General features: G+C 64.3%; 15 protein-coding genes. 7 read left to right on the top strand and 8 right to left on the bottom strand.

All coding sequences use genetic code 11. From position 1 onward, the window contains the following. Positions 1 to 193: 193 nt before the first annotated feature. Positions 194 to 1015 (top strand): SDR family NAD(P)-dependent oxidoreductase, encoded by an 822-nt coding sequence (locus RBB42_RS03240; protein ID WP_305969739.1) that lies wholly within the window; start codon positions 194 to 196, stop codon positions 1013 to 1015. Positions 1016 to 1046: 31 nt separating this feature from the next. Here RBB42_RS03240 and RBB42_RS03235 read toward each other — a convergent pair whose 3' ends face one another. From RBB42_RS03235 to argH, 3 genes are read right to left on the bottom strand one after another with little or no spacing between them, the layout of a single operon-like run. After that, complete coding sequence (locus RBB42_RS03235) at positions 1047 to 1355, bottom strand: DUF2834 domain-containing protein (RefSeq protein ID WP_305969738.1); 309 nt, start codon at positions 1353 to 1355, stop codon at positions 1047 to 1049. Next, positions 1355 to 1492, bottom strand: coding sequence for an argininosuccinate lyase (locus RBB42_RS03230; protein WP_305969737.1), 138 nt, complete (start codon positions 1490 to 1492; stop codon positions 1355 to 1357). The genes RBB42_RS03235 and RBB42_RS03230 overlap by 1 nt, the downstream gene beginning before the upstream one ends. Beyond that, positions 1489 to 2880, bottom strand: a complete 1392-nt coding sequence (argH, locus tag RBB42_RS03225; protein ID WP_305969736.1) for an argininosuccinate lyase — start codon at positions 2878 to 2880, stop codon at positions 1489 to 1491. Before argH ends, RBB42_RS03230 begins: the two co-directional genes overlap by 4 nt. A gap of 21 nt (positions 2881 to 2901) precedes the next feature. Here argH and RBB42_RS03220 point away from each other — a divergent pair, with 21 nt between their 5' ends. From RBB42_RS03220 to RBB42_RS03210, 3 genes are all read left to right on the top strand, one after another. Next, complete coding sequence (locus RBB42_RS03220; protein ID WP_305969735.1) at positions 2902 to 3465, top strand: TlpA family protein disulfide reductase; 564 nt, start codon at positions 2902 to 2904, stop codon at positions 3463 to 3465. 755 nt (positions 3466 to 4220) lie between these two features. Further along, complete coding sequence (locus RBB42_RS03215; RefSeq protein ID WP_305969734.1) at positions 4221 to 4982, top strand: OB-fold-containig protein; 762 nt, start codon at positions 4221 to 4223, stop codon at positions 4980 to 4982. Positions 4983 to 5009: 27 nt separating this feature from the next. Continuing rightward, the gene (locus RBB42_RS03210; protein ID WP_305969733.1) at positions 5010 to 6707 is read left to right on the top strand and encodes a flotillin family protein; all 1698 of its coding nucleotides are present in this window, start codon (positions 5010 to 5012) and stop codon (positions 6705 to 6707) included. A 52-nt stretch (positions 6708 to 6759) separates the two neighbouring features. On the opposite strand, the gene RBB42_RS03205 is transcribed toward RBB42_RS03210, so the two are convergent. From RBB42_RS03205 to hisC, 3 genes are read right to left on the bottom strand one after another with little or no spacing between them, the layout of a single operon-like run. Continuing rightward, positions 6760 to 7410: an extensin-like domain-containing protein gene (locus tag RBB42_RS03205; protein WP_305969732.1), complete on the bottom strand. Its 651-nt coding sequence runs from the start codon at positions 7408 to 7410 to the stop codon at positions 6760 to 6762. Next, a complete protein-coding gene (locus RBB42_RS03200) occupies positions 7407 to 8327 on the bottom strand; it encodes a prephenate/arogenate dehydrogenase family protein (protein ID WP_305969731.1) in 921 nt (306 codons plus the stop codon). The genes RBB42_RS03205 and RBB42_RS03200 overlap by 4 nt, the downstream gene beginning before the upstream one ends. Further along, complete coding sequence (gene hisC / locus RBB42_RS03195) at positions 8324 to 9409, bottom strand: histidinol-phosphate transaminase (RefSeq protein WP_305969730.1); 1086 nt, start codon at positions 9407 to 9409, stop codon at positions 8324 to 8326. Before hisC ends, RBB42_RS03200 begins: the two co-directional genes overlap by 4 nt. Before the next feature lie 120 nt (positions 9410 to 9529). Between hisC and RBB42_RS03190 the strand changes: the two genes are divergently transcribed. Continuing rightward, the gene (locus RBB42_RS03190; RefSeq protein ID WP_305969729.1) at positions 9530 to 11119 is read left to right on the top strand and encodes a substrate-binding domain-containing protein; all 1590 of its coding nucleotides are present in this window, start codon (positions 9530 to 9532) and stop codon (positions 11117 to 11119) included. Positions 11120 to 11129: 10 nt separating this feature from the next. On the opposite strand, the gene pncB is transcribed toward RBB42_RS03190, so the two are convergent. After that, entirely contained in the window at positions 11130 to 12422 is a 1293-nt protein-coding gene (gene pncB / locus RBB42_RS03185; protein WP_305969728.1) for a nicotinate phosphoribosyltransferase, read from the bottom strand. Positions 12423 to 12471: 49 nt separating this feature from the next. Then, positions 12472 to 13065 (bottom strand): bifunctional nicotinamidase/pyrazinamidase, encoded by a 594-nt coding sequence (gene pncA, locus RBB42_RS03180; RefSeq protein WP_305969727.1) that lies wholly within the window; start codon positions 13063 to 13065, stop codon positions 12472 to 12474. Positions 13066 to 13174: 109 nt separating this feature from the next. Between pncA and RBB42_RS03175 the strand changes: the two genes are divergently transcribed. Beyond that, on the top strand, positions 13175 to 14392 hold the full coding sequence (locus tag RBB42_RS03175) for an Hsp70 family protein (protein WP_305969726.1): 1218 nt from the start codon (positions 13175 to 13177) through the stop codon (positions 14390 to 14392). A gap of 39 nt (positions 14393 to 14431) precedes the next feature. Continuing rightward, positions 14432 to 15352, top strand: coding sequence for an oxygen-dependent tRNA uridine(34) hydroxylase TrhO (trhO, locus tag RBB42_RS03170; protein ID WP_305969725.1), 921 nt, complete (start codon positions 14432 to 14434; stop codon positions 15350 to 15352). Positions 15353 to 15406: the final 54 nt, after the last annotated feature.

Raw genomic sequence — 15406 nt, 5'->3', positions numbered from 1 at the left:
CCGAGAGCGGGCAACGGGGCCAGCCCTCTCTTCATGCCGGACCGAGCCATCTGGCGGTGCTCCCGGCTTCTTCTCTGCAAAATACTCCGGGGGGGTCGACCAAAGGGAGACGGGGGCAGCGCCCCCTTCCGCGATTGCACATCCCCCGTAGGGCACTCTAATTTGCCGACTATATGTCAGAGGGAGCGAGACCATGCATCAGACCATCAAACCGGGCAACGTGGCGGTGATCACCGGCGGCGCCTCTGGCATCGGGCGCGAAATGGCACAGCGACTGGTCGAAATGGACATGCGCGTCTGCATCGCCGACCTGCGCGGCGAGTCGCTGGAAAACGCCGTGACCGAGACCGGCGCCGCGCTTGGCATGGAAACGGATGTGTCCGACATCATCCAGCTGCGCCGGCTCAAGGCCAAGGTCGAAGAAATGCTTGGGCCCGTCGATTTCCTGATGAACAACGCCGGCATCCAGCCGGGCAGTTCGATCTTCGATACGGAAGGCAATTGGGAGCAGATCCTCGGCGTGAATCTCTGGGGCATCATCCGGTCCAGCCAGGTTTTCGCGCCGGACATGGCCGCATCGGGCAATTCCGGCCTGATCGTGAACACCGGGTCGAAACAGGGGATCACCACACCGCCGGGCGATCCGGCCTACAACGTGTCCAAGTCCGGGGTGAAGACATTCACCGAGGCACTGCAACACGAACTGCGCAACATGGAGGGCTGCCAGACCGAGGCGCGGCTGTTCATCCCCGGATTCGTTTACACACCCCTGACCGCGCGCGGCCGGACGGAAAAGCCGGATGACGCGTGGACCCCGGAGCAGGTGGTCGGGTTCCTGCTGGAGGCGCTGGAGCGCGAGGATTTCTACATTCTTTGCCCCGACAACGACGTGGATCGCGCGACGGACGTCAAGCGGATCCTTTGGGCAGCGCAGGACATCACTGAAAATCGTGCGCCGCTATCGCGCTGGCACCCCGACCACAAGGAGGCTTTTGCCGCCTGGCTCAAGACCTGAGGGTGTCTGGCGGGGTTTTCCCCGCCGACCCTCAAACCGGCTTCGAGCGGAAATACAGGTAAAGCGGCAAGCCGCAGCTGACACCGATGCAGAAGGTCGCCGGGATCGCCAGAAGTGCAGCCCAGTTGCGTCGGACCGAGACCTCGGCCAGCACCCAGATCGTCAGGACCACGGCGGTGATGGTCAGGTCCCAGGTCAGCCCGCGCGTGCTGTCGTTGACGAACCAGGCGTCGATCATGACCTGCAGATGCCAGCCGTTCGCCGCCAGGAAAGACAGGAAGTAGTACATCGGATGCACCGCGCCCCAGAGCGCCAGCGCCAGCCAGAGCCACCGCAGCATCAGCCTCTGATCCCGACCTCGGCCTTGCCAGTGATCGAGACGCCAATGGCCGGGGTCTTGCCCTCGGGCGTTTCCGGTTCACCATCTGCACCACAGGCGGCCAGGGCCACGAGCCCGAGGAATGCCAGAACTCTCATGCCAAACGCTCCTTCCAAGCCGCGATCTGTTCGCGCACGCGTTGAGGGGCCGTTCCCCCATAGCTCATCCGGGACCGGACAGAATTGTGCACGCCAAGAACATCATAGACCGAAGCGTCGATATTCCCATGCACGTCCTGCATTTCTTCCAATGACAGGTCGGGCAGGTCGCATCCCTTGGACTCGGCCTTGGCCACGAGGCTGCCGGTGACATGGTGCGCATCGCGGAACGGCAGGCCGGTTTCGCGCACCAGCCAATCGGCCAGGTCGGTCGCGGTCGAGAAGCCATGCGCCGCCGCCGCTTCCAGCGCGGAGGTGTTGGCGCTCATGTCGCGGACCATGCCCTCCATCGCGGCCAGCGCCAGCATCCAGTTGTCGGCGGCGTCGAAGACCTGTTCCTTGTCTTCCTGCATGTCCTTGGAATAGGCCAAGGGCAGGCCCTTCATCACCATCATCAGCGCGACATTGGCGCCAAAGATCCGCCCGATCTTGGCGCGGATCAGTTCGGCCGCATCCGGGTTCTTTTTCTGCGGCATGATGCTGGACCCGGTGCTGAACCGGTCCGACAAGGTAACGAAACGGAACTGGGCAGAGGACCAGATCACCAGTTCTTCGGCAAAGCGGCTGAGGTGCATGGCGCTGATCGACGCCACCGAGAGGAACTCCAGCGCGAAATCCCGCGCCGAAACCGCATCCAGAGAGTTGCCCATCGGCCGGTCGAACCCCAGCGCCTCGGCCGTCATGTGCCGGTCGATCGGGAAACCGGTGCCAGCCAGCGCCGCGGCGCCCAGGGGCGATTCGTTCATCCGGGCGCGGGCGTCGCGCACGCGGGACAGATCGCGCCCGAACATCTCGACATAGGCCATCATGTGGTGACCCCAGGTCACGGGTTGCGCCGTCTGCAGGTGGGTAAACCCGGGCATGACCCATTCCGCGCCCTGTTCCGCCTGCCCCAACAGCGCCTGGATCAGGGCCAACAGCCCGGTTTCCGCGGCGTCCAGCTGATCGCGCACCCAAAGACGAAAATCCGTCGCCACCTGGTCATTCCGGCTTCGGCCCGTGTGCAAACGCCCGGCCGGTTCGCCGATCACCTCTTTCAGACGTGCCTCGACATTCATGTGAATGTCTTCCAGCGCGGTGGAAAAGGTGAAATCGCCGCTTTCGATCTCTGACAAGACCGTGAGCAAACCTTCCCGGATCGCCTTTGCATCGCTATCAGTGATGATGCCCTGGGCCGCAAGCATGGCGGCATGGGCTCGCGAACCGGCGATGTCCTGCGCCGCCAGCCGCTTGTCGAAGCCGATGGAGGCGTTAATTGCTTCCATGATGGCGTCGGGCCCGGCGGCAAAGCGGCCGCCCCACATCTGGTTTGAGGTCTTGTCAGACATGCACTGTCCTTCGGAGGTCTTATGATACGTCTCACGCTTGCGGCTCTGTATACCGCTGCACTGATGCTTGCAAATCCGGGCTTTGCCGATGTCGAGGCCGCCAAGGCGGCGGCAGGGGGCGACATGCGCAAGCTGGTGTTCCATTCCGCGCCCAAGGACTCGGGCGATGTTGACTTCATGACCTTCGACGAACAGCCGCTGAACCTGTCCGACTGGAAGGGAAAATGGGTCCTGGTGAACTTCTGGGCGACTTGGTGTGCGCCCTGCCGCAAGGAAATGCCCATGCTCTCGGCCCTGCAAGAGGACCTTGGCGGCGAGACTTTCGAGGTCGTGACCATCGCCACCTCGCGCAATCCCCCCGCCAAGATGAAGGCGTTCTTTGACGAGATCGGGGTCGACAACCTGCCGCTGCATCGTGATCCGCGTTCCATGCTGGCGCGCCAGATGGGGGTGCTGGGCCTGCCGGTCACAGTGATCCTGAACCCGGACGGGCAAGAGATCGCGCGACTGACCGGAGATGCGGACTGGGCCTCTGACGAGGCACGCGCGGTGCTGGACGCCTTGATCGGCGGCGGAGAGGGCTGAACGGCTCTTGCCCGCATCAAGCCCGTCAAGGAGAAGCCCCGTCCAGCGGCTGCTGAACGGGGTTATCGGAGAGAGAGAGAGAGAGAGAATTCTTGTCGGACCTAAAGCCTCGTGCCGGTCGGGGGCCGTTTGACCATTGCCCAACCGGCCTGCAGTGCGGGTTCCCGCGCCGGGCGGGACTGCAGTGCCAAGGCCACAAGGCCCATCAGGCAAAAGACAAAAAACGTCATCGTCACGTCGTTTCGCTCCAGGTCGTCGGCCCCCACCGACAAGATTGAAAATGGGCAAAACCGGGGCGGCGAGCAACTCATTCTGCCCATTTTCCGCAAAGAGCCCCCAAAAAACGTGACAATCCGCCCGTGATTACGGCGTTGTTTCCCGAACTCGTGCAAATTTCGCCACATTCCGCCCATCCCACCAGGCTTGCCCCACTCGAATCGAGATTGGCCGGGGAACAATTGCGACGGGACGGAAATTCTCCATGTCGGGTACTTGGGCGGCTCCTTCTATCGTCCTGCGGGACGCCGAGCCACAAGGGGGTTCCGCTGCGCATCCCCTCAGACCGGCCACGATCACGGGCAAGGTGACAGGTTTACGACAGGTCTGGCTTTCCAGACTTGCGCCGAGTGGCGCTATTTTCGATTGCTGTCATCAGCCTGTTGCAGCGATGCTGATTTATTGTGCACATACTTGTAACGGGTTCGTGAGGCCCCATATGCTAAGTATACCGTAGTATACAAATTTTCGGATTAGGCATGTTCGATCTTCTTCTGTCGGACGGGATGTTCCCGTTCACCCTCGCCCTTTCATTGCTCTTCGGCCTTCTGGCGCTTGAAGTGCTCTTTGGCTTGTTGGGCGGCACATTGCTGGGGGCCGGCGCAGACGGGCTTGACGTCGACGGGCCGGACCTTGATGTCGACATGCCCGATCTGGGTGATCTGGACATAGACTTGGGCCTCGACGGCACCGACATCGACATCGCCGACCTGGAACTGGCAGAGCCGGACCTCGACACACCCGACCTCGACGTCGAGATGCCCGATGGCGCCCCCGACGGCGCGGGCAGCGTTGCCGCCTGGCTGGGCTTTGGCAAGATGCCTGCGCTGATCTGGCTGGCGGCCATCCTGCTGGCCTTCGGATTGACGGGTCTCGTGATCCAGACCCTGGCAAACAGCCTTTTTGGCGGTCCTCTCCCATCGTGGCTGGTGGCCCTGCCTGCCGGTGCGGCGGCGATCTGGTTTGCCCGCCAGTTCGGCGCGCTCTTTGCCCGCCTTCTGCCCAAGATGGAGACAGAGGCCCTGTCCGAACGCCACCTTGGCCGGCGCACCGGCATCGTGACCCAGGGCACCGCCGCCCGGGGCCGCCCGGCAGAGGTCAAGGTCACCGACCGTTACGGCAATTTCCACTACCTGCGCGCCGAGCCGCTGCGCGACGACGCGACGATACCGCAGGGGACAGAGGTCATGGTGCTGCGCCACCGCTATGAGAAAGGCTACCTGCTGGTCGCACTTTCCTGATTTATTTCCAACCTTCAGGGGACAAAAATGGACAACATACTACCCATTGCCATTATCGTCGTGGCCGCGCTGGCCTTCATCGTATTGATCATGCTGGTGCTGGCGCGCCTCTACCGCCGCGCCACGCGCGAGGTCAGCCTGGTCAAGACCGGCGCCGGCGGCAAGAAGGTCATCATGGACGGCGGTGTCATCGTCATCCCGCTGTTCCACGAGGTCAGCCCCGTCAACATGAAGACCCTGAGGCTGGAGGTGCAGCGCAACGGCGAGGCCGCGCTGATCACCCAGGACCGGATGCGCGTCGACGTGGGCGTGGAATTCTACGTCTCTGTCATGCCCACCGAAGAGGGCATCGCCCGCGCCGCCCAGACGCTGGGCGACCGCACCTTCGACATCAGCCAGTTGCGCGAAATGATCGAGGGCAAGCTCATCGACGCCCTGCGTGCCGTGGCCGCACAGATGACGATGGACAGCCTGCATGAAAACCGCGCCGATTTCGTGCAGGAGGTGCAGAACACCGTCTCCGAGGATCTGACCAAGAACGGGCTGTCGCTGGAGTCGGTCTCGCTCACCGCGCTGGACCAGACGCCGTTCGAGGCCCTGGACGAGAACAACGCCTTCAACGCCGTCGGGATGCGCCGCCTCGCCGAAGTGATTTCGACCTCGCGCAAGGAACGCGCCAACATCGAGGCCGAGGCCGACGTTGCCGTCCGCCGGGCCGAGATGGAGGCCGCGCGCCACAAGCTGTCGATCGAACAGGACGAGGAACAGGCCCGCATCGAACAGATGCAGCGCATCGAAACGATGAAGGCCGCACAGGAAGCCGAGATCGCCGCCCGCACCGAGGATTCCAAGCGTGAAACCGAACGCTCTCGGATCGCGCGTGAAGAAGCCGTCCGCACTTCGGAAATCGCCCGCGAACGCAAGATCCGCGAGGCCGAGATCACCAAGGAACGCGAACTGGAGGTCGCCGAACAGGAACGCCAGATCATCATCGCGCAGAAATCCGAGGAAGAGAGCCGCGCCCGCGCCAGCGCCGACCTTGCCCGCGCCGAGGCGACCAAGGCGATGGAGGCGGTGACCACCGCCAAGGAAGTGGCCGAGGCCGAACGTCTCAAGCAGATCGCCCTGATCGAGGCCGCACGCGAAGCCGAGCGCGAAGCCACCGCCATCCGGCTTGCGGCCCAGGCGGAAAAGGACGCGGCCGCCGACCGCGCCGAGGCCCGCCGCGAAGAGGCGCAGGCCGAGGCCGACGCGATCACCACCACCGCCGAGGCCCGCAAGCTGGACATGCTGGCCCAGGCCGAGGGCACGCGCGCCTTGAACGACGCCGAGAACGCGCTGTCGGATGCGCTGGTGGCGATGAAGGTCGACCTTGCCCGCATCGAAGCCCTGCCAAAGGTGCTGGCCGAGGCCGTCAAGCCGGCCGAAAAGATCGACTCGATCCGCATCCACCAGGTCTCGGGCCTGAATGGCGCAAACGGCGGCGGCGACGGTACGGGCGCCGACAATGGCAAGGCCCCGGTCAACCAGGCGCTCGATTCCATCATGGGCATGGCCGTGCAGATGCCCGCGCTGAAAAAACTGGGCGAGGAACTGGGCATGACGATGGATGGAACCATCGACGGCTTGACGGGCGGCAGACCGGCAACACCGATCACCGCCGAGGCCGCAGAGCCTGCCCAGGACGACGCCGCCCCGGAGGCCCCGGAAGAGCCGCGCCACTGACCGAAATCAGGCAACGCCCCGGCAACAGGGCGTTGCCATTCCCTGCAAGGATTTATCGGCAGTACGCGCCGTTACCGTGCCGCCGGGTGTCAAAGTGGAAATGGTCCTCGTGGTAACCGTCCGATCCCGGGCCAAGGACCGTGCCGAAGACCCCGCAAGCGTCCTTGTGCATCCTCCGCAAAGCCCTGCCCTTGCGGCCCCGGCCCCAGTCATCCTCGACCGTGATCGCGGACCCGTCCTCGAGCAGGACCGCCGAAATATCAATTGCCTTGCCGCGACCATGTTCGGAAATCGGCGCGCCGGGCTGGTGGTTGCGGGTCCGGCAGGAATAATGCGCCGCCACCTTCAATCCGGCCAGACCACCGCCGCGCCGCCCGACCGCCGGCTTGGCGGTTTCGCGCACCCAGACCTCCAGCGCCCGCGCCGTGGGACAATCGATCAGCGCCGGCTGGCTCAGCCGGACGTCGCCCACCGATTGCAGGCGCACCGCGTCCTCGATACCGCAGCCGTTCAGCTTGCCCGGAACCGCGCCCACGACCTCTCCCTGTAGGGAGGGATCGCCGCACAAACCGCGCCCGTCACTGCTGGCAAAGGCACTGCCCAAGGCGCCGCGCACCCCGTCCAGCCCGTTGCCGACACGTTCGCGCACACCGCAGGATCCAAGGAGCGCAAGACAGCAAAGCCCGAGGGTCAGTCGTTTCACCGTTCCACCTTCACGCGGCCAAAGTCCGGTTTATCAGTATCCTGACCGGCCTCCAGAATGCCACGGCGGATGGCCCGCGTGTGGGTGAAATAGGCGTGAAGCTGCTCACCGTCACCGGTTCGGATGGCCCGCTGCAGGGCCATCAACTCCTCGGTAAAGCGGCCCAGGATCTCGATCGTGGCGTCCTTGTTGGTCAGGAAAACGTCGCGCCACATCGTCGGATCGCTGGCGGCAATCCGGGTGAAATCGCGGAAACCGGCGGCCGAGAACTTGATGACCTCTTGGTCCGATACGCGGCGCAGGTCGTCGGCCACACCCACCATCGTGTAGGCGATCAGGTGCGGAATATGGCTGACCACGGCGCAGACGAGATCGTGGTGCTCGGCGTCCATCAGCTCGGTGTTGGCCCCCAGCGCCTGCCAATAGCTCTGCATCCGCTCGACTTCAGCTGTATCACTGTCCTCGACCGGAACGATCAGGCACCAGCGGTTGTCGAACAGCGTTGAAAACCCGGCCTCCGGCCCGGAATGTTCGGTTCCGGCCATCGGGTGACAGGGCACGAAATGCACGCCCTCGGGGATATACGGGCCGACTTCATCGATCACCGTACGCTTGACCGAGCCCACGTCGATCACCGTGGCGCCCGGTTTCAGGTGCGGGGCGATCTCTTCGGTCACGCGGCCCATGACACCGACCGGGGTTGCCAGCACCACCAGATCCGCATCCCGGACCGCATCGACGAGGTTGTCGCAGACCTCGTCGCACAGTCCGATGCGGCGCGCGGTCTCTCTCGTTTCCGCCGATCGGGCATATCCGGTCACATGCGACGCCACGCCGCCGCGTTTCATGGCCCAATGCATCGACGAGGCGATCAGCCCCAGGCCGATCAGTGCCACGCGTTCATAGATCACCGTCATCGCGCACCTGCCTTGAACAGCCCGATGTTATGCGCCACCTGCCGGCACGAGGGCTCGTCCCCCACGGTGATCCGCAGGCAGTTGGGCAGGTTGTAGCCGCCCACGCGCCGCACGATCAGCCCCTGGCTTTGCAGGTACAGATCGCAGGCCTCGGCCTCGGCCTGATCGGCAAAGCGCGCCAGCACGAAATTGGCGGTCGAGGTGTCGCTGGGCACGCCGTGTTCGGCCAGCGCCTCTGCCAGCCATGTGCGCAGGCGGGTGTTCTCGGACCTGCATTTCTCGACATAGGCGGTGTCGCGCACGGCCGACTCTGCCGCCGCCAGTGCGGTGCCGGACAGGTTGAACGGCCCGCGAACGCGGTTCAGGACGTCGATGACCTCTCGAGGGCCATACCCCCAACCGACGCGCAGCCCACCCAGCCCGTAGAGTTTCGAAAAGGTCCGTGTCATCACCACGTTGTCGCGGTGCTCCACCAGCTTGGCGCCGCCATCGTACCCGTCGACATATTCCGCGTAGGCACCATCCAGCACGAGTAGACATTCCTCTGGCAGACCTTCGGCCAGGCGTTCGATCTCGGCCATGCCGATCATCGTGCCGGTCGGGTTGTTGGGGTTGGCAATGAAGACCAGCCGCGTCTTGTCGGTGCAGCCGGCAAGGATCGCGTCCACATCCGTCACCCGTTCACATTCCTTTACCTCGACCGGGGTCGCTCCCGCCGCCAGCGCGCTGATGCGGTACATGGCAAAGCCGTGTTCGGTATAGATAACCTCGGTACCCGGGCCGGAATAGGCCTGACAGAGAAAGGTGATGATCTCGTCGCTTCCCACGCCGCAGATCAACCGATCGGGGTCGACATCGTGCATCTCGCCGATCGCCTCGCGCAGGCTGCGGTGGTCGGTGGACGGATAGCGATGCAGCTCATGCACGGACCGCTTGACGGCCTCCTGCGCGGCAGGGCTTGGCCCGAACGGGTTCTCGTTCGAGCTGAGCTTGACCACGTTGGTCACGCCTTCGACGTGGGATTTGCCACCCACGTATAGCGCGATGTCCATGATCCCGGGCTGCGGCTTGATCGCTGTCATTCTCACCTCCAAAAGCCCCCCGTGCATAGCGCCGCGCCCCTGCTTAGAAAAGGCACAAACGGGTTCCATTCCACGCCCCGCAGGATACGATGACGTCAAAAGTTTTTACGGATCCAATTCATGCGGACTCTGTTTGCCATATTCGTCGCCCTGAACGCGCTTCTGGTCCTTCTCCTTCTGATCTATTTCGGCGCCTTTGCCCCGCGCATCGCGCTGCATGTCCTGTCCGATCCGGCGAACCGCGCCCTTGAACCCGCGTTGCTGGACTGGGCCGAGGACAACAATGCCGAACTGAGTTTCACCTATCGCGATTCCGCCGAGATCGCGCGCGACCTGTCCGACGGGGCGGTCGGCGAATTCGATGCCGTCTGGCCATCGGATTCGCTGTGGCTGACGCTTGGCAAGAACGGGACGGACGTCCGCCATGCCGCGGCCGTCCATCATTCTCCGGTCGTGCTTGCCCTGCGAAACTCGACGGCAAGCGCGATGGGTTGGACCGGACGAGACGACCTGACCCTGCAAGAAATCCGGGAGGCGGCCGGTGAGGGCAAGTTCCGCCTGGCCATGCCCTCGGCCACGCAGTCCGGCACGGGCGTCGCGACCTATCTGGGCATGTGGCACACCCTCTCGGGCACAGGAGACGCGTTGACGGCAGAGCACCTGGCCGATGAGAACCTGCGCGACGACATGCGCGCGCTGCTGGACCAGATGAGCCGAACCTCCGGCGGGTCGGGCCCACTGACAGAGACGCTTGTGGCGAATGTCGACGCCTTCGACGCGCTGTTTGCAAGCGAGGCGCAGGTCATCACTGCCAACCGGCAACTGGCGGCCAAGGGGGTCGAGCCGCTGCAGGTGTTCTACCTGCCCGGCGCCCAGCCGGTGCTGGAGGCACCGCTTGGCCTGTTGACCGAGGGCGACGAGGACAAGCAGGACAAGTTCCTAGAGCTTCAAACCTTTCTGGGGTCACAAGAGGCGCGGATCCTTCTGTCCGGGCTGGGCTGGCGCGCCGGGTCGGTGGCCGAAGCACCGACCGAGGCACCTGACAACGTGGATACCTCGATCTGGAACCCGGACTGGGGCATCGACCCTACCCATAGCCTCACGCCCATGCCGCGGCCCGAAGCGCCCGTGATCACCGAGGCGCTCGCGCTCTACGACAAGGAACTGCGCAAACCCTCGTTGACGGTCTGGGTGCTGGATGTCTCCGACGCCATGAGCGGCCAGCCCATCGCCGACCTGAAAGAAGCGTTGACCGGGCTGCTGCAGCCCAGCCCAAAGGACGTGAATATCGTCATTCCCTACAACCACAACATCCTTGATCCGATGGTGATGGAAGGAGAGGACGCGGAGGCTGTCCAGTCCGCCCTGCGCCAGTTCGGCGACCTGCAAGCCACGGGCGGCATGGACATGTATTACGCCGTGTACGAGGCATTCGAGGCAATGAACCCCTATGTGGTGGACGATGCGATCACCGGTTATCGGCCAAGAATCGTGGTGCTGGCCGCCGGGCCATCCGACACGGAAAGCCGCATCTCGCTGCTGGCCTATCGCGACCAGACCGCCTTTACTAGGAATGTCCCGATCCAGGTCGTCGCCTTCGCGGATGCGGACGCAGGGCAGCTTGCCGAACTCTCGAACATCTCGTCGGGGCGCCTGTTCCGGGTCGAGGGCGACATGCGGCGCGCCTTGAGTCAGGCCGGCGGACTGTGAACAGTCCCCGTCAGACGACGACTTCCATCGCCTCCTGATCACCCACGCCAAAGACCCGCTTGTAGCGCGCGATTTCATTCGCCGGGCCCATCGCCTTGTTGGGGTTGTCCGACAGTTTCACCGTCGGCCTGCCATCCGCGCTGACCGCCTTGCAGACCAGGCTGAAGGGCGACAGCCGGTCGTCCTCGACCAGTCCACGGAAATCATTGGTCAAAAGGGTGCCCCAGCCAAAGGACACGCGGACCCGCCCGGTGAATTGCCGGTAGAGTTCCAGTATCTTGGTCTCATCCAGCCCGTCCGAGAAGATGATGAGCTTGCTGCGCGGATCCTCACCCCGGCTTTTCCACCAGTCGATGGCCACCTCGGCGCCCGCAACCGGATCGCCGCTGTCGATGCGGATGCCTGTCCAGCCCGCCAGCCAGTCGGGCGCGCGTTTCAGGAACCCCTCGGTGCCGTAGGTGTCCGGCAAGATGATCCGCAGGTTCCCTTCGTGCTCCTCGTGCCAGTCGGCCAGCACGTCGTAGGGCGCCCGCGCCAATTCGGCGTCGTCTCCGGCCAGGGCGGCATAGACCATCGGCAGTTCATGCGCGTTGGTTCCGATTGCCTCCAGATCGCGGTTCTTGGCGATCAGGCAATTGGAGGTGCCCACGAAACTGGGCCCCAGCCCCTCCAGCATGGCCTGCACGCACCAGTCCTGCCAGAGGAAGGAATGCCGCCGCCGGGTGCCGAAATCGGCGATGCGCAGTTCCGGCACCTGTCGCAGGTGCTCGACCTTCTGCCACAGCTTTGTCATCGCCCGCGCATATAGCACCTGAAGCTCGAACCGCCCCATGTCGTGCAGCACGGCGCGTCCGCGCAGTTCCATCAGCACCGCCAGCGCGGGAATTTCCCACAGCATGACCTCGGGCCATTTGCCTTCGAAGGTCAGCTCGTACTGATCGCCCACCCGTTCCAGGTGGTAGGGCGGCAGGCGCAGGTTTTCGAACCAGTCCATGAACTCGGGCGTGAACATCTGGCGCTTGCCGTAGAAGGTGTTGCCGCGCATCCAGGTGCTTTCGCCCCGTGTCAGGCTGAGCGACCGGATATGATCCAACTGTTCGCGCAGTTCGCCCTCGTCGATCAGTTCCGCCAGCGGCACCTGGGTGGACCGGTTGATCAGCGAGAATGTCACCTGGGTGTCGCGCTTGTTGCGGAACACCGACTGGCACATCAGCAGTTTGTAGAAATCCGTATCGATCAGGGAGCGGACGATCGGATCGATCTTCCACTTGTGATTCCAGACCCGTGTGGCGATGTCGACCATGCCCGTCCTCCGTCGCGTCAGCGCTCAGGGTAAATCCGATGCGGCGGCCTCACGCAAGCGTGACACCCGCCTCTTTCATCCCGCCCAGTGCCGCCGCCAGCGATCCATCAAGGTCGATGCCCCGGCACAGATCCTGCCGCACGGTCACGGCAAATCCCAGTTTCGCGGCATCCACGGCAGAGAAATTCACGCAGAAATCCGTCGCCAGCCCGACCATCGTCAGCCTGTCGATGCCCCGCGTGCGCAGGTAGCCCTCCAGCCCCGTGGGGGTCTTGTGGTCGTTCTCGAAAAAGGCCGAATAGCTGTCGATCGCGGGACGAAAGCCCTTGCGGATGATCAGGTCGGCGCGGTCCACCTCCAGCTCGGTGTGGAAATTTGCACCGGGCGACCCCTGGATGCAGTGATCGGGCCACAGGACCTGCGGTCCATAGGGCATCTCGACCATGTCAAAGGGCGCCTTGCCCTCATGAGTCGAGGCAAAGGAAGAATGCCCGGCCGGGTGCCAATCCTGCGTCAGCACCACGGCGTCGAACTCGGCCATCAGCGCGTTGATCGGCTGCACGATCTCGTCTCCGCGCTCTACCGCCAATGCCCCGCCGGGGCAGAAATCGTTCTGAACGTCGATCACGATCAGGGCGTGCATGGGCCATCTCCCGTTTGCGTCTTGGGGCAGCATAGGCAGCGCGTTCGGGAATTGCCATGCCGCGCGGGCACTGCTAGGCGTGGCGCCCTTCCGGACAGGAGATTCTGACATGGCACGGCTTGGCGTGGATTTCGGCACGTCCAACACGGGGGCCGCCGTCATGGCGGGTGGGCGCCCCTACGCGATCCCGCTGGAACCCGGCGAACAAACGCTGCCCACGGCGATCTTTGTCGATTTCGCGGAACGGAAATACCTTTATGGCAGCCGCGCCGCCCGCGCGATGATGGACGGCGCCGAAGGCCGGTTCATGCGCGCGCTGAAAAGCATCCTGGGCACGCCGCTGGCGCGCGAGCCCCGCCGCGTGCTGAACGAACGCCTGACCCTGATCGAGGTCATCGCGCGCTTTCTGTCCGAGATCCGCGACCGCGCCGAGGCGCATACCGGCATGTCTTTCGACACGGCCCTGTCCGGCCGCCCGGTGCACTTCCACTCGGCCTCGACCGAGCGTGACGCGCAGGCGCTGGCCGACCTGACCGAGGCCTACCACCTTGCCGGGTTCAAGTCCGTCGATTTCCTGGCGGAACCCGAGGCCGCGGCCCATGCGGTGGACGGCACGGGGCGGATGCTGATCGTCGACATCGGCGGCGGCACCTCGGATTTCACGCTTTGCGAGCGCGGCGGCGGGCAGACCCGCGTTCTGGCCAGCGGCGGCATCCGGCTGGGTGGGACGGATTTCGACAAGGCGCTCAGCCTTGGACACGTCATGCCCCTGCTGGGCTACGGTGCCCAGATCGGTGCCGAGCTGGGCAGCGCCACCCATACCGCGCCGCGCGCGCTGTTCCATGACCTCGCCAGCTGGGAAAAGATCCCCTTTGTCTACGATGCCGGGCAGTTGCGCGAAGTGCAGAAATGGATCCGCCTTGCGCCGGAACCGCGCTGTTTCGAACGGTTGGCCGACGTGCTGGAATCCCACCTTGGCCATGACATCGCCTATGCGGTCGAGGCCGGAAAGATCGCGGCCAATGGCGCCGAGGCGGGCGAAATCGCACTGGGTGTGGTCGAACGCGGGCTTTCCGTAACGCTGAAGACCGAGGCACTGACTGCCGCCCTGACCGGCTACGGCGAAGAGATCGCCAACTGTGCCCTCGACACCCTGCGCATGGCGGGTTGCGCGCCGGACAAGGTCGACCAGGTGGTCTATGTCGGCGGCTCCAGCCTGCTGCGCGCCGTCCGTCACGCCATGGCACGCGCTCTGCCGAATGCACGGCCTGTCGCCAGCGAAGTTTTCACCGCTGTTGTGCACGGCCTCGCCATTGCGGCAGAATAGCCGCTGGACGCCCCTTCGCCGCCTGCGTATCGAAATCCCATGTTCACTGTCTGCGCCCTCTATCACTTCACCCGCTTCGACGATCCTGCCGCGCTGCGTGATCCGTTGATGGACATCTGCCGCGCGCAAAGGATCACCGGCACGCTGCTGCTGGCCCACGAGGGGATCAACGGCACCATCGCCGGACCCGAGGCGGGGATCGAAGCGGTGCTGGCGCATATCCGCGCCTTGCCCGGCTGCGCCGACCTAGAATGGAAGCTGTCCAAAGCCGCCGAGCGTCCCTTTGCCCGCATGAAGGTGCGGCTGAAGAAAGAGATCGTCACGATGGGTCAGCCCGACGTCGATCCCCGCGCGCGTGTCGGCCACTATGTCGAACCTGCCGAGTGGAACGAGCTGATCCGGTCGCCGGATGTGGCCGTGATCGACACGCGCAACGATTACGAGGTGGCCATCGGCACCTTCGAGGGCGCCGTGGACCCGCAAACCGACAGCTTTCGCGACTTTCCCGCCTGGTGGGAAGCCAACAAGGATCGCTTTCACAACAAGCGGATCGCCATGTTCTGCACCGGCGGCATCCGCTGCGAGAAATCCACGAACTATCTACTGAGCCAGGGCATCGAGGACGTCTATCACCTCAAGGGCGGGATCCTGAAATACCTTGAGGAGGTCCCGGAGGAGGACAGCACATGGCGCGGCGCCTGTTTCGTCTTCGACGGGCGGGTGTCGGTCGAACACGGGCTGCGCGAGGGTCCGCATGACCTGTGCCATGCCTGCCGCCGCCCGATTTTGCCCGCCGACCGCGCGCGCCCCGAATATGAACACGGCGTCTCTTGTCATCTCTGCATCGACGAGACTTCGGACGAGGACAAGGCCCGGTTCCGCGAGCGACAGAAACAGATTGCCCTAGCAAGGGCGCGCGGCGAGCGGCACCTGCACGCGGACATCACCGACGAGGATTGACCGGGCTGGGAACTCCTCCGCCACGCTGCTAGCTTCCCCGCGACGGGGAGGACA

It is taken from the genome of Mameliella sp. MMSF_3455 (genome assembly GCF_030733205.1).
Classification (GTDB): domain Bacteria; phylum Pseudomonadota; class Alphaproteobacteria; order Rhodobacterales; family Rhodobacteraceae; genus Antarctobacter.
This window is presented reverse-complemented; position numbering and strand designations above follow the sequence as displayed.

Excerpts from the sequence above, each read along its gene's own strand:
- pncA (WP_305969727.1), bottom strand. The coding sequence starts at position 13,065 with ATGCACGCCCTGATCGTGATCGACGTTCAGAACGATTTCTGCCCCGGC.
- RBB42_RS03215 (WP_305969734.1), top strand. The coding sequence starts at position 4,221 with ATGTTCGATCTTCTTCTGTCGGACGGGATGTTCCCGTTCACCCTCGCC.
- pncB (WP_305969728.1), bottom strand. The coding sequence starts at position 12,422 with ATGGTCGACATCGCCACACGGGTCTGGAATCACAAGTGGAAGATCGAT.
- RBB42_RS03200 (WP_305969731.1), bottom strand. The coding sequence starts at position 8,327 with ATGACGGTGATCTATGAACGCGTGGCACTGATCGGCCTGGGGCTGATC.
- RBB42_RS03175 (WP_305969726.1), top strand. The coding sequence starts at position 13,175 with ATGGCACGGCTTGGCGTGGATTTCGGCACGTCCAACACGGGGGCCGCC.
- trhO (WP_305969725.1), top strand. The coding sequence starts at position 14,432 with ATGTTCACTGTCTGCGCCCTCTATCACTTCACCCGCTTCGACGATCCT.
- RBB42_RS03210 (WP_305969733.1), top strand. The coding sequence starts at position 5,010 with ATGGACAACATACTACCCATTGCCATTATCGTCGTGGCCGCGCTGGCC.
- argH (WP_305969736.1), bottom strand. The coding sequence starts at position 2,880 with ATGTCTGACAAGACCTCAAACCAGATGTGGGGCGGCCGCTTTGCCGCC.
- RBB42_RS03230 (WP_305969737.1), bottom strand. The coding sequence starts at position 1,492 with ATGAGAGTTCTGGCATTCCTCGGGCTCGTGGCCCTGGCCGCCTGTGGT.
- RBB42_RS03190 (WP_305969729.1), top strand. The coding sequence starts at position 9,530 with ATGCGGACTCTGTTTGCCATATTCGTCGCCCTGAACGCGCTTCTGGTC.
- hisC (WP_305969730.1), bottom strand. The coding sequence starts at position 9,409 with ATGACAGCGATCAAGCCGCAGCCCGGGATCATGGACATCGCGCTATAC.
- RBB42_RS03240 (WP_305969739.1), top strand. The coding sequence starts at position 194 with ATGCATCAGACCATCAAACCGGGCAACGTGGCGGTGATCACCGGCGGC.
- RBB42_RS03220 (WP_305969735.1), top strand. The coding sequence starts at position 2,902 with ATGATACGTCTCACGCTTGCGGCTCTGTATACCGCTGCACTGATGCTT.
- RBB42_RS03235 (WP_305969738.1), bottom strand. The coding sequence starts at position 1,355 with ATGCTGCGGTGGCTCTGGCTGGCGCTGGCGCTCTGGGGCGCGGTGCAT.